Origin of the sequence: Haloferula sp. (genome assembly GCF_049672945.1) — a bacterium.
In the GTDB taxonomy this organism is placed as follows: Bacteria; Verrucomicrobiota; Verrucomicrobiia; order Verrucomicrobiales; family Akkermansiaceae; genus Haloferula.
In genome coordinates this window covers 1-14,117 of the sequence record NZ_JBATWY010000152.1, presented here as the reverse complement: position 1 = coordinate 14,117, position 14,117 = coordinate 1, and the positions used below count along the sequence as shown (strand labels likewise).

Here is a 14,117-nt window from a genome sequence, read left to right as displayed (position 1 = left end):
AAGCAAAACTCTTCCACCAATCCGAAAAGGCCAACAGCGCCTTCGACCTCATTCAGCGCGACGATCCCGAACGCGCCCCCTACCTGATGTCGATCTCGCGTCAGGACGCCGCCGACAAATCGCTGCGCAAAGTCCGCATCCCCCTTTCCCACGCCGAGGCCGCCGTCCTCGAAACCGTCCTGCGCGCCGCAGTCACGCGGATTCTCGGGTGGTGAGCATGGAGAATCACGGTCTTTTCACCGGATCAGTTTCCCCTCCAAAATTGGTCCCTTCCCGCACCCTGACAACCAGTCAATTCCCCTTCGCAAGCGCCATTCCCCGCTCCCTTGCCCACAATGTCAGATCCTTTTTCGAAAGCGCCGCCGCCATCAGATCCGGGAACTGGTCGGGCGTGCAGCCAAAGACAGGCACATCAAGAGCCGCAAAAAGCGCTGCATTCCGTGCATCGTAGAAGGGTTTCCCTTCATCACTCAATGCCAACAGGGTGACCAACTGCACCCCTGACTCCTTGAGTCGCGCTGCCGTCTTCAACATTCCAGCCTGGTCGCCTCCCTCGTAAAGGTCCGAAATCAGAATCATCACGGTATCGGAGGGTCGGTTGACGTGACCTTCACAATATCGGAGGGCTTTGTGGATATCGGTCCCACCACCGAGTTGAGCGCCGAAAAGCAGGTCGACCGGGTCCTTGATCTGCTCGGTAAGATCGACCACCGCCGTGTCAAACAGCACGAAGCGCGTCGAAAGCGCGGGCATCGATGCCAGCACCGCGCCGAAGATCGAGGAATACACCACTGACGACGCCATCGAGCCACTTTGATCAATGCCAAGAATCACATCCTTCATCGAACTCCGCTTCCTCCCATAGCCGATCAGCTTCTCGGGAATGATCGTCTGATGTTCCGGCAAGTAGTTGTGCAGGTTCGCACGGATCGTGCGGTGCCAATCGATCTCACTCATCCGTGGCCGGTAGTTCCGCACACTCCTTGCCAGCGCTCCTTGAACCGCCGCGCGGGTCGGCTGTTCGAGCTTCTTCATCAACTGCTCGACCAATCTTCTCACCACCGATCTCGCCGTCTCGCGCGTCTTTTCCGGAATCACCCGATTCAAGGAAATCAAAGTTCCGACAAGATGTACGTCCGGCTCGGCCTGCGAAAGTAACTCCGGTTCAAGTAGTAGTTGGTTCAGATTTAATCGCTCGATCGCATCCTTCTGCATCACCTGCACGACCTCACTGGGAAAGTAGCGACGAATGTCACCCAGCCAGCGCGCTACCTTGGGATTCGATCCTTCAAGGCCACCCTGACGGCCCGAAGAGCCTCCATCTCCATCACCGTAGAGGGCGGCGAGCGCTTCATCCATGCGCTGATCATCCTCGCTCAGCGAGACCTTCCCGGTCGTCTCAGGATGAGAACCCAGGACCAGCCGCCAGCGGCGTTGTCGTTCGGTATCGTTCATGACGGTTCAGGAAGTCCGAGCAAACGCGCCACCGCAGCCACCGCTGGCGTCGCGTTCTCGAGGTTGAGATCTTCAGAAACAGTGGTCGCCAAAGGCGCTCGCAAATCACCCGCCACTCCGCTGGCAATCCGTGAGCGCTCCGGTCCTGAGAAAGTCCCGAAGGTCCGACGCACCAGCGGCAGGGCGGTTTGAAAACTCTCGGCATTCAGCCCCGCAAGCCACTCATCGACCAAGGCCAGCAAGGCCCGGTCATGCACCAGCATCGCCCCACCCCCGCGCAAAAACCCTTCCAGCCAAGCCGCTGCCGCCAGCACTTCCATGCCACGGGACAATGCAAAACCGAGGAAACGCGAGGTTTCCTCATCATCGATCCGTCCGCCATCGCGCAGGAACCGCACCGCCTGCCCACGCAACACCCCGTGTACCCCTTCCGCCCGCGCCACCCGCACCAGGCAATCGTGAAATCCACTCATCAGTGCTTCCTCATCAAGCATCGTCAGCGCCGCGTGATAGGCCGACATCGATTCGCTCATCCCCGCCGCCGCCTGATCATCGATCCCCGAGCAAGCCAACAGCAGCTCCGCATGAATCCTTTCCGTGAAACCCAACAGCAAGCGCCCCACCGCCGCGACATCGGTCGAACGCACATCCCCATACCGTGCGATCCTCGCCAGTGGCGGAATCGCTCCCAACAGCTCCAGCGTGTCCTGCGATGAAGCCGCCGCCGCATCCAAGCGCCGCAGCAACACTTCCACTGCCTCCGGCAAGGCACCTAACAGTGCCAGATCCAAATGCTCCGTCACCTTTGCCAAACCCGCGCCCGCACCCAGCGAACGCACCAAGCGACTCGCTGCCGCCGTTTCGATCGTATTGCCGAAAGCCGATGCCTCGATAATCGACACCGCCAACTCCGGCTTCCACTGCAGTCTCCACTCCTCCTTAAAAGTCCCCTTTCCCCGCGCCCGCTCCTTGCTTCCCCATTCGACACCCAGCGCCTGGAGCCGGTGCAGTAAAAGACTCCGATTCCTCCCGCCAACCTCGCGCAGATCCAGCACCACCAGCGTCACCGATGCCGCCTTCTTCATCCGCAGACGCTTGATCGTCGCATCGATCTCCTTTTGCAATGGCAGCGCCGGCAAGGACTCCGGCAGCTCGCCCAGCGCATCGCCCACTAACAGCGGCTTCTTGAGGAAATCCAGCGCCAGCGGATCGCCTGCACAAAAAATTGCCTGAATCGATTCCAGTGTCTCATCGAGACCCGGCAATGGCCGGCCCCTCATCCCAGCCAGCGAAGTCGCCAGCCGTATCGCCTCGATCACCGAAGCCGACGAAGCCTCCTGACCCTCCTTCCGCAGAATCCGCGCCGCCCGCACCAGCCAACTTGTCGTCGGCTCCGCCTCGTTCCGCCACACATGCGCGTACCACCCCGGCGAACGAATGCCCGCTCGATATCCACTCGACGACGCCAGCCGTTCATACGTCCACGGAATCCAAGTAGCCGCCACCTTATGCTTCGCCAAACCTTTGAGCAACGCGTTGTCATCCGCCACCTTCACTTGCGCCTCCAGGGCGGGTGTATGCCACGCCCCACAAACCACCGCCACTTTCTCGAATTCCTTCTCCGTCTTCCGCAGTACTTTGCGCATCCACGCCTCGCGTAAAAGGGTCTCGCGCGACTCGGTCAGCTCCATATCTCCCCTCAAAGCCACCATCGCCTCCCGGATCGCCTCGAAGAAGTCCTGATCATCCTGCCGTTCCTCCACCCGGTCGTTCCACCAGCGTTCCCCGTCCAGATAGCCATCCGCCTTCGCCAGCGCATCCATCGGATCAGGTCGTGGCTCAGTCACTTCATCCTCATCTTTCAGCGCGAAGCTGTGAGCCGATGGCAGATCGAAGCACCTCACCGGCACCCCATTTTTCACCGCCCACTTCACCGCCTGCCACTCCGGCGAAAACTCTGCAAAAGGGTAAAAACCTGCCTTCTCCGGCTCGTCTGTCCGATGAATCAAGATCGCCACCGGCGGCTTGAATGCCTCATCCCCCGCATGCCCTAACAAGTCCTCCGCCTCCATCGGCATCTCAATCACCACCACCTCCGGTTGCAGGCGCTCAAGCGCCCGCACCAAACTGCGCGCGCAACCCGGACCATGATGCCGTATACCAAAGAGCGTCGTCATCTCATTTCAAACTTTCGACCGACCCAAAGATGTCTCACCACCCCAGCACCGGACCGCTGACTTCAGTCGGCCTCGAACAGAACTACCGCCACTCACCCCTTCACCTCCCCTATGATCGCTTTCAAGTCCGCCACCGTCTCCGAGTAAACAACTGCTGGCACCTCAGCAAACGACATCACGCTCTCACTCTCCGCACTGGGCATCAGCCCGAGATATGATCGCTTCGCCGTCGGGTCATAGCGCGCAAATAACGCCGTTCCCAGCGTCACCTCATCCCCACGGCCACTCGTCGCATGAAAGCCCTCCATCGATAAATAGACCTCCAGCCCCGCGCCGGGAAACTTTCGAAAGCAGTCATAAATGTATCCGCCATCCTGGGTCGAACCAATCGCCCAGCCGCACCCCAGCACCCGCGCCCGGAAAGCACTCGCCTCCAGCTTCACACCTTCCGCCACACGCTGCTCGCGACGATTTCCATGCAAGGGATCCAACCTTTCCACTGCCCGACCGATCTGCGGAAACATCGGCTTCACCTTCATTCGCGACAAGTGAGTCGCCCATTCCTTCAAGCACGCCGCATCCAGCTCCAAAGGATGCACAAGCCCCACCGAAGCCACCTCACTACCCAACCCCTCCGGCTCACCTTTCACGTCCGCCAGAATTCCGTTCGCATAGCGACGAAATGTCCTCAACAACTTCCCATCGGCATCGTACGCTCCCCAAACCAGAGCCCCTGAAAAGCCCCTGAAAATCGGATGCCCCTCAAAGCGCTCCTGCCAAATCTTCGGCCCCCAGCGCCGACCCTCGATCATCGCCCGCTCCAGCCGGCGAGCCTGTGATTTCACCGCCTCCTTGAGATATTTCCGTAAATCCTTCGCAGCAGCCTCATCCTTGCTCCGCAGGTTCTTCGGCAAAGTCCCGGCTTCTTTCCCTTCACCCACACGCCACACCAGCTTCAGCTCGGGCTTCAGCCGCGCCACCACCACATCACCCGATTTCGTCTGAAATTCGCGCTCACCCGAATCATCCAAGTCGAAGCTCGGAACGATCCGATCCGCCATCTCCTCCTCCTTCACCCCCTGAATCGCCGCCAGCGTCCGTATCGCCTCGGTCGCCGCCGCACCGACATACTTGCGGTGGCTGCGATACTTCTGAATCAGCCCATCAAGCGTCTGCATCGCGCGGTCTGTTCCTAACAACGCAATCGCATGCACCGCCCACTCCGCACGCTTTCCGTGGTTCGCCGCACACCACTCGGGGATCGGCTTCACCAGGCGATTGATGATCGAATCATCCCCCACAATCCCCGCCACATCCAATCCCCACCGGGCATTCGCCTTCATGTCCGACGCGAACCACTGATCTAACAGCTTCTTGGCGAATCCCGCATTCTTCGACCGATCCAGAAACGGCAACAGTGGAACCAACTCTTCCGCCAGTCCCGCCCCTTTCTGCCGCGCCTGTAGCTGGAACAGGTAGGTCACCACCAGCTCGCTCACCTCATCGCCGGAGGACGACACGAGGGTCGGCAGACTGTCGACATCAAGCCACGCCGCCTTTGGCATCTTGATTGATTTCGCCTTCTTCGCCAAACCCTTCTCAAACTCTCCAAGCGAATCTACTTCCTCTACCACGCGCTCTGGTTCGGCAGCCACCGCCACCCCCAGCTCGGTCACCAACTCCCCAATCTCCACCCTCACCGCCTTCGTCGGTTCCTTCGCGTGCAGCTCTTGCAATCGCCTGGCCGACTCCGCCGTTCCAAGCGCCCTGAGCAAATGGACACCACCGATCCGATCCGCGATTTTCTTCGATGAAACCAGTTCATCTATCATCGCCGGAACCTCATCAGGCAGCACCGCCACAAACCACCCGGCTGCAATCACACGCAACGCCTTCGAAGTCCCGCATAGCAACTCACGCATCTCCGGCTGCATCAAAGCCGACGGATGCTTCGCCACCTCCGCCCAGTAGCCCGGCTTCCCGCCACCCCAACGACTACTGGCATTCGGCCGGCCCTCCGCACCGTCGGCAATCATCTTTCTGACCTGCTCCTCCGCTCCATCAGGAGTCTCCATCACCATCAGCTCAAGTGCGATTTCCGCACCCGATGATAGATAGCTCGCCCCGATCTCTTTCACGAGCAAAAGCCCACCAGCACCGTCCAGATCACGAACCGCCAACTGAAACAATGGCCGACTCTCCACCCCGCCACGGCTACCCCACCCGCTTCGAACGAACTCACAGGCTTCTTCAGGACAACGACGGACCAGTATCTCGACGCCCTCGGATGAATCCGAAAAAAGCGGTTTCTTCGCCCACTTGAGGACTTTGTCGTCAAGAGCCTGATCCCGCACATCATTCATCTTAGCGAGAAGCCTGAAGGCAGCCTCTGCCCGATTCGTAAGGTCGCGATGGGGAGGAATGTCCCCGCTGACATCAATCATCGCCTCGACCGCCGCGATGATCGGCTCATCGAATTCGACAGTCTCTCTCATCACTGCCAGCCAACCCGAAGCAGGCGTTCTCGCTGGATTTTCCGAACGGTCATTCAGCCATTCACGAAATGCCTTCGGACGAAAGCGGGCCATCGCAATCGTCGTCTGCTCACCCGATGCACTGGCAAGTTCGTCCAGCCGATCATGGTGTAGCCAGATGTAGTTCGCCACAACCGATACAAAGGGCTTTTCAGCCGTCCCATCCGCCGCGAAAGCCCAGTCGATCTCCCTCGACCAAGCGAGCACTCCTGCCACCTTCTCGTCCGGCAACGGATTCTCCAACTCCTCGAGAAATGCACAGAACTCTTCTCCGTGTCTCCCACCGAAATTTTCAGCCCAAAAATACCGATCAGAAAAGCTCCCGACTGCGCAAATCAATTGCAGACATCTCCGAGATTCATCATCCCACGAAGCCTCTTGCGCCACCGCATGAGCAAGTGAACCTGTATCACTTGCCGAGAAGCGTTGTCCAACCTCCTGCGGCACACTGTCCCCGCCATTGTCGACGAAGGCTTCAACCATCTGAGCCGTTGGACCCCTGAGATCCTTTAACCAGTGAACATTTTTCATATCAAAACCGTTAATCTGTGCTTCCTACAATCACCTTCAAATCCGCCACCGTCTCCGAGTAAACAATCGCCGGCACCTGATCAAAACGCAGCACGCGTGGATCATCCGGACCCGGCTCATCGTATTCGTAACTCCCACGTCCGACTGTCCCTTCCTTCACAAAGTACGCCGACGAAAGTTCCACCGTGTCCATCGGATCAATCCCGATCCAGAAGTTGCTGGTCGGCAGGACTACCTCGATCCCGGCACCCGGGAACGACTTGTATACGCTGCTGATCCCGCCCGCATCGATCACCGAGCCCCGAACCCAACCGAGCTTGTCGGTCCGCGAGCGGAAGGTTCCTGCGCCGACCTCCTTGTCGCGGCTGACAGTAATCTCCTTGCGATTGCCGTGCAGCGGGTCAAGCAGCTCCAGCGGACGATCGAGCTGGGGAAAAGGCGGCTTCACCTTCATCCGACTAAGATGGTCGCGCCAGTCCTGTAGCAGCTCGCCATTCAGCTCGAGCGGGTGAACCATGCCAATCGATACGTCGGTCTCCGGGATCTCTTCGAGCTCACCGGCGGCATTCGCCAGCAGACCATTCGGATAGCGCCGGAAAGTCCTGAACAAACTACCAGACTCACTATAGATGCTCCAGACCAGCCGGCTGGCGAAGGACTTCAGCAGCGGATGCTCCTCGAAAAGCTCGAGCCACCTCGCCACCGGCCAACGCCGCTGGCGGACGAGCATCAGCTCAAGCCGGGCGGTCTGGCCCTTGACGGTCTCGCGGATCATCTTGTTGAGCACCTTGACCTCCGCCTTCACATCGTCCGGCACCGTCTTCGGCATCGACTTCCAGGATTTCTCCGACTCCTCATCGAACCACTGCAGCTTGAAGTCCGGACTCAGCTCCGCGCTGATCCCGCCTCCGTCCCACTCGAAGCGCCGCACTCCTTCCTCATCAAATTCAAACGACGGCACCACCATATCACCCAGCTCATCCGGCGTGATCCCACGCGCCACCGCCGCCGCTTCAAATGCCGCCGCACAAGCCTTGCCGACATTCTTGAACTTGCTCCGGTAGCGTGTCGCCAAAGTATCCAGCACCATCAGCGGCTCATCCCCCGGCAGCAGCGAAATCGCCTGGGCCGCATACTCCGCCAGCTTGTGCCGCGAGTTCTCACACCATCCCTGGATCCGAGAAAGCAGCGGCGGAATGATCCGCTGATCCCCTAACAAGCCGCCCAAGGTCAGCGCCCAGCGATCTGCCGCCGCCTGTTCGGAATCGAGAAAGCCTTCGACGAGTTTCAATGCGAAATCCTTGCTCGAAGCCCGATCAATATGGACGAGTAAAGAAACCACATCCGGAGCAGCTTCGATCACCTTATGCTTCGACTGCTTGGCGATGAGGAAAGTGACGACTTCCTCAGAAAGGACACGGCCGTCGGTGTATTTCAAGGCTGGTAGGGCACCCGCATCCAACCAAGTCGACTTCGGAAGCTTGGTCTTCTTCGCATGCTTTCTAATCTCAGTCAGCACTTCGTCCATGTTACCGGGCTCCGCACTCGTGGCTTCCGTCGAGCTTCCTCCGCACTCAAGCAAAGCATTCTGAATCGCATCCCGAACCTTGTCAGAATCTTCGTTCACAAGCATCTCCTTGAGTAGCTCCGCATGTTCTACATCCGCCAAGGATTCGAGCAACTCACAGAGGCCTATCCGTTCGTCGACTTTTCCTCCACGGTATTGTTCGATGACTTCTGAAATCAATTTCGGATCGTCCTGACTTGAAATCGCATCAATGGCAACCGCACGAAGGGACTTTGATTTGCTACCCAAGAGCGCGCGAAAGTCATCCACGAATGGCTGCTTAGCCAGTTCTGCCACCGCCTGCCACACCGCGACCCGCGCATCACTTCTTTCGATCGGGGTGGCCTTGCCTTTCCCCAGATACTCCTGAGCCCGCAGCACCCAGTCACGCGCTGGGTTGAATCCAACAGACTGCAAACTGGCGACCAATCCAATTGTCGCCTTCTCAAGCAACTTACCAACATTGACATAATTCCGATAGCCACCACTGAGCCTCTCTGGAGGCAGTTCGAGCAAGGCGTCAAACAATTCTGCTCCACCATTCGACCAGCGCTCAGCTACCAATTGAAATACCCCATCGTGCACTTGGGAACCGTACCCTTGAATGAGTCGGCCCTTCAGATGCAGTTCCTTGAAATGAGGTATGAATTCGTCTGGAAACTCTGCTGCCAGAAACTTCAGCGCATCATCGAATTTTGTCTGATCTTTTTCAATCGCCACTGCGCGAATCATCTCCGGGTCAACCACCCGGCCATTCCTACTGAGATGAAGGATGAGAGTAAGGCATTCAGTAGGTGGCAGCTTTAGTGCCGCCTCGAGCATTTCCTTGTCCCACCGCTCAGTGCCTCTCGTGATCAGCATCCACACTCCAGGACTGCCAGTATGTTTTCCCTCTAGCACCCTTGAAATCCATGGTCCAAGCACTTCGGGACGATGGATTGCAAAGGTGGCGATCATTTTGTCCGGCGCGCCGGCAATGTTGTATTTTCCCTTGCGCGAGACAGCCAAAACTTCTCCGAGCACCTGGTCATCAAGTTCCTGGAAATAGCGCTCCAATGGGTGTGAAAAATCGATGCCTTCCGGCACAGAGTCTTCAATCCAACCGTAATCAAGATCCTGCTTCGACCAAAGCGCGAGGCCACTGGCGGCGGTCACCTCATCGACCCCTACTGCCCTAGCGAGCGTGAGCACCTGATTGTGATCATTCTGGAACACGCCCTCTTCTCCCAGGACGCGACCCATGAACCCTTCGACGAGTGGGTGCTCTTCCGCTCCTTTCCCGAGATTGAGTAGGATCAGAGAAGCAATGGCACTCGCATCACGATCGGTCGTAAAATATCGTGCAACTTCGCGCTCCAGAGAATTCAAATCAAACGAGTAACCATTAAACGGTTTCAAGACCGCATCTGCTGGATCGGCTGATTCGCGATAGGCTTCGATGACCGCATGGATGTCCTGAAAAGCCGCGTTCTGAGAATCCTTTAGTTTGTCCAGGGCTGCCTGAAGATCAGTATTCATATGATTTTATTTATTCAAATCCGATCCTTGCACGCACGATACAAGTCCTTCCAACCCTCGCGCTCCTTCACCACGGTCTCCAGATACTCTTTAAAAACCACCGGGTCCTGCGTCGGGTCCTTGACGATCGCACCGATCATTCCCGCCGCCAGATCGAGAGCGGTGAGTTTTCCATCTCCGAAGTGACCCGCCAGCGAAAGCCCGCTGGTCACGACCGAGATCGCTTCCGCCGTACTGAGCGTTCCGCTCGGACTCTTCACTTTCGACTTTCCATCCTCGGTCGCGCCGCTGCGCAACTCACGGAACACGGTCACAACCCGACGGATCTCTTCAAGTGCCGGCGGTTCGGCCGGCAATGCCAGTGCCTTGCTCATCGAGGCCACTCGCGAACTCACGATCTCAATCTCCGCCTCGATCGATGAGGGAAGGGGAAGCACCACCACATTGAAGCGGCGTTGCAGGGCCGACGACAATTCGTTCACGCCACGATCCCGGCTGTTGGCCGTCGCGATCACATTGAAACCCTCAACCCCCTGAATTTCAGAGGACAACTCGGGAATCGGCAGCGTTTTCTCCGAGAGCATCGTGATCAGTGTGTCCTGCACTTCGGAAGGAATCCGCGTCAGTTCCTCGACGCGACACAGCTTGCCCGTCTTCATCGCATTGAACATCGGGCTCGGCACCAGTGCCTCTTCCGTCGGGCCCTTGGCAAGCAGCAAGGCGTAGTTCCAATTGTAGCGCATCGCTTCCTCACCGGTTCCCGCCGTGCCTTGGACGAGCAAGGTCGAGTCGCCAGAAATCGCTGCTGCCAGATGTTCCGAAACCCAGCTCTTTGCGGTGCCAGGAACACCTAACAGAAGCAAGGAACGATCTGTCGCCAGTGTCGCCACCGCGATTTCCATGATTCGCCGGTCGCCGATGTACTTCGGCGAAATCTCGGTACCATCGGGAAGCCTGGTCCCCAACAGGTAATCCACCACCGCCCAGGGCGAGAGATTCCATTGCGGCGGGCGCGGGCGATCGTCTTGGGCCGCAAGGGCCGCGAGCTCCGCCTCGTAGGCGATCTCCGCGTGTTGACGTAGTACTTGGTGGCTCATGATTCTTTGGTCGTGGTCGTGAAAAGGTTCCGGCGAAATTCAAGCGTAGTCGCAAACTCTTCGGCCGGAGCCGACAATTCCTTGAGACGCGACAGCCATTCGAGTTCACCTTGGATGGAGGTGAGTGGCACACAAAGCGCCAACAAACGACCATCAGGACGAGTGATGGTCACCGGGGTCCGCCAAAGAGTTTTTCGGATCACGGCAATCACCAAAGACTTCGAACTCCGGGGTGCCCGGCGATGGCTGGTCAGTAGTTGGATCATCTCGGCTTCCGGCAATCTCTTCGCGAGGTCCTCCAGCAGTGGATCGGGATCCGGTGCCGCGGCCAAGAGCGACGCCAGCACTTGGGGTCTCGAGCCTGCCTTGGCTGGCCATACCTTCAGTTCCGCCAGGAATACCAGCAGACCTGACGGCAGAGAGTGGGCTGGCAGATTCTTCGCGCTTTCGATCCAACCGAGCACGATGTCGTCTTTCCAGTCCGGCTCAATCGTGATCTTGAATAGCTCTTTTTCAGTGACTTCCAGCATCACCAGCCACTCACTCAAAGGCACCATCCCAACGATCTGCTGCAACCACCACGCCTTTTCCCCAGTCCCGGCAGGCGGCTTTTCGCGGAGACCATCTGCGGCCCAGCACTCGTCGAAGGCGGTAGGTGGCTCGACTTCGATTTTCTTTCGCAGCACCCCTCCGATGCGGACGATCTGGCGCAGGCGTTCACGGTTCCGAATTGCGAACGCGCTGTCACGCAACTGCATCAGCGCCGCCGCTGCGAGCCGTCGCGTCTCCTGCCGACGATCTTTAAGCCCGAGGTTCTCCAACCAGCTTTCGTCGCATGCCAATGCTTCGTTCGCCGCGAGTTGCACGACCGACTGCCTGAAGTCCGGCGATTCACCCGCCCAACCTTCACTCAATGCGGCAACGGCTTTCCCAGGATCCTGATGGCGCGTCTGGCGCAACCACTCCAAGCGATCCGAATCATGGTCGCCATCCCAGTCGGCCTCACCTCCTGCCGTACGGTCCAACACCCAGGCATATTTCTCATGCCGCTGAGCCATCCATCTTCCTCTCTCGCCCACTAACCCAGCAAGGGAAGCACGCAACGAACGGTCACGCCTGCCCGCTTCTAACAGCTCTGGCAAAACTCTGGCCGGAACCACGCACCCGGTGCTCTCGTTTGAATCCAACCACTCAGGAAGAACCTCCCGGAATTCACCCCCCAGCATGCGTAGCAAGGCAGCAACGGCAACTTCACCCAACTCCTCGCAGCTTTCAGGTTTGCAGGGTTCCGCCACTCCTCCAGCCTCCACTGTTTTCTTCCCCGCAAGCCGTGCGGCCCGACTCAGGGCCAGCGCTTGCAACAGCCCGGCAGCTGGATCGTCCATCGGGATCGCATCCCAGGTCGTTTGCCAGGTAAGATCCGGTGCGGGTGGTAGCTCCTTCAAGCGAGCGGCTCCGAGCAGGGATGTGGCGATCAGAGGGTCTTCGCTCATCCGTTTCGTGGGTTGATCGTTGCCCAATTTTCGCCGTCCGCCACGGCCAGCAGGCGGAGTGAGGATCCATCCCATTCACCGCAGGCAAGCGTGCTTGCTCCTCCCGTAATCGACTCGACTCGAAGGACTTCCACCTCATCTGAAAGCCACGGCAACGCGCGCCCATGGACGTCCGCGAGCCAAGCGGAAGCCGCCGGGCGGAGCTCCAGCAGAAAGGGTAAGGTCCTCAGAAAAGGACTCCCGGTCAGAGTCTCCGAGTATCTCGAAAGCATGGCGTCAAAGTCCTTATCAGACGCTTCCGGCACGGGACCCGAGGCCACCTGCCCGTCGTCAAGCGGGAGCGCCCTCACCGGCCCTTTTCCGGGATGGAAACAAAGTCCCACACTCACCGTACTTCCTGACGGCCAGGGTTCAGCGATGCTCGCCGGCAAGTGGGCGAAACGCAGCACTTTCGCCCAGCGGCGCGTCTTGCGCCCCAACAACCAGCTCATCGAGGTGACCAATCGATCTCGCTCGAAAACTCTTCGCCCCGCAACAAACCAATCGTCAAGCACCGGCGGCAACTCCTTGACGTCCTCACTGCGAGGACCGTCGCCAACCAGAGCTTCGATCTCTGCTCTCGTTCCCCCCTCCATTTGCTCCCGCCTTCCGTAGCTCTCGCAAAGCAGGAACAAGCGACCCACTTCAAAAGCCAGCTCCGTTTCGACCTGCGGATGGCGCAGCACTTCTTCCTTCACGAAGCGCAAGGCCCCGGCAAGACCCGCCGCTTGGCAGTCGACCATCCGGCGTTGCAGGTTTTCCCAAGTCGAGGCATCACGAGCGGCAGGCGACGCCAGTCCCTCACGACTCAGATCCAGCAGAGTCTGTTTCAACAAATCCACGCCCTCATCGATCCGCGCCGCCTTCTTCTCCCGTCGTTTCGCTGCCGCCTTTTCATCCACCGGCTTGTCCGACTTGTCTGCCTTCTTCGCAGCACTCTTCTCCTGCCGCTCGGCGCGAGAGACCAGCCACTCCGTCAGCCACTCCGGCCGCGTCTTTTCACTCAGCGACTCCGGCTCTCCGCAGGCAATCAGCATCAGCGCGATCGCATGCTTGCAGGGAAATTTTCGACTGGGGCACGAGCACTTGCTTGCCAGATCCGCGAGTGAAACGCGCGTCTGATAGGGGTTCTTGCCCGACCCAGTCACCAAACCCCAAAGCGCCTCCTCATCGCCCCCCAGAGATTGCCACTTTCGCGGCGTCGCCAATCCACGACCGGCCTTCAGTGAGGCCGCATCGGGAACGATCGCAGTGACTTGATCCGCTGTTAACACTCTCGACTAGGAACTATCTTCGTCTCTCCGCATAGAACGAGCCTTTTCAATGACACCGAGGTGACAAAACGCTCGGCATGGCGCTCACTCCCATGGCCACCATCTCCATCTTCCGCCCCACCTTCGGTCTCCAGAAGGCCATGTCCTACGGACCGAAAATGCTGTGATTTTTCGTCTTGCTACTCATTCGGATCATCATCTTTGGAATCTATTTGAGAAGCGTCGCGTCCCGATTCTGGACGACGGGAGTTCTCCTCGGTTTCACAGGATTGGTCGGCCTCTCAGCCCATTCCCACACCTCCTCCTGGCTAGTCGACCCATCCACCCGGTTCTTGGCGGAAGGCATGGTAGCGACCTATCGATGGATCCCAGAGATAGAGATTCCAAAGGTGCGAGCGGAACTTCAACTCGCAGTTCTGGCGGATGAACAGC

8 protein-coding genes are annotated in these 14,117 nt (G+C 58.7%); 1 reads left to right on the top strand and 7 read right to left on the bottom strand.

Annotation, left to right across the window (positions count from 1 at the left end):
• Nucleotides 1–215: hypothetical protein (locus WBG04_RS13740; protein ID WP_424315023.1), on the top strand; the 215-nt coding region annotated here is incomplete at its 5' end.
• Nucleotides 216–291: 76 nt separating this feature from the next.
• On the opposite strand, the gene WBG04_RS13735 is transcribed toward WBG04_RS13740, so the two are convergent.
• From WBG04_RS13735 to WBG04_RS13705, 7 genes are all read right to left on the bottom strand, one after another.
• Nucleotides 292–1,455: a VWA domain-containing protein gene (locus tag WBG04_RS13735; RefSeq protein ID WP_424315022.1), complete on the bottom strand. Its 1,164-nt coding sequence runs from the start codon at nt 1,453–1,455 to the stop codon at nt 292–294.
• Entirely contained in the window at nt 1,452–3,632 is a 2,181-nt protein-coding gene (locus WBG04_RS13730) for a DUF5682 family protein (protein WP_424315021.1), read from the bottom strand. The genes WBG04_RS13735 and WBG04_RS13730 overlap by 4 nt, the downstream gene beginning before the upstream one ends.
• A gap of 92 nt (nt 3,633–3,724) precedes the next feature.
• On the bottom strand, nt 3,725–6,397 hold the full coding sequence (locus WBG04_RS13725) for a DUF4132 domain-containing protein (RefSeq protein ID WP_424315020.1): 2,673 nt from the start codon (nt 6,395–6,397) through the stop codon (nt 3,725–3,727).
• A 310-nt stretch (nt 6,398–6,707) separates the two neighbouring features.
• Complete coding sequence (locus WBG04_RS13720) at nt 6,708–9,782, bottom strand: DUF4132 domain-containing protein (RefSeq protein ID WP_424315019.1); 3,075 nt, start codon at nt 9,780–9,782, stop codon at nt 6,708–6,710.
• A 14-nt stretch (nt 9,783–9,796) separates the two neighbouring features.
• Nucleotides 9,797–10,879 carry an ATP-binding protein gene (locus tag WBG04_RS13715; protein ID WP_424315018.1) on the bottom strand — a complete coding sequence of 361 codons (1,083 nt, stop codon included), beginning with the start codon at nt 10,877–10,879 and terminating at the stop codon, nt 9,797–9,799.
• Nucleotides 10,876–12,372, bottom strand: a complete 1,497-nt coding sequence (locus WBG04_RS13710; RefSeq protein ID WP_424315017.1) for a DUF5691 domain-containing protein — start codon at nt 12,370–12,372, stop codon at nt 10,876–10,878. The genes WBG04_RS13715 and WBG04_RS13710 overlap by 4 nt, the downstream gene beginning before the upstream one ends.
• Complete coding sequence (locus tag WBG04_RS13705; protein ID WP_424315016.1) at nt 12,369–13,685, bottom strand: SWIM zinc finger family protein; 1,317 nt, start codon at nt 13,683–13,685, stop codon at nt 12,369–12,371. Before WBG04_RS13705 ends, WBG04_RS13710 begins: the two co-directional genes overlap by 4 nt.
• Nucleotides 13,686–14,117 lie beyond the last annotated feature (432 nt).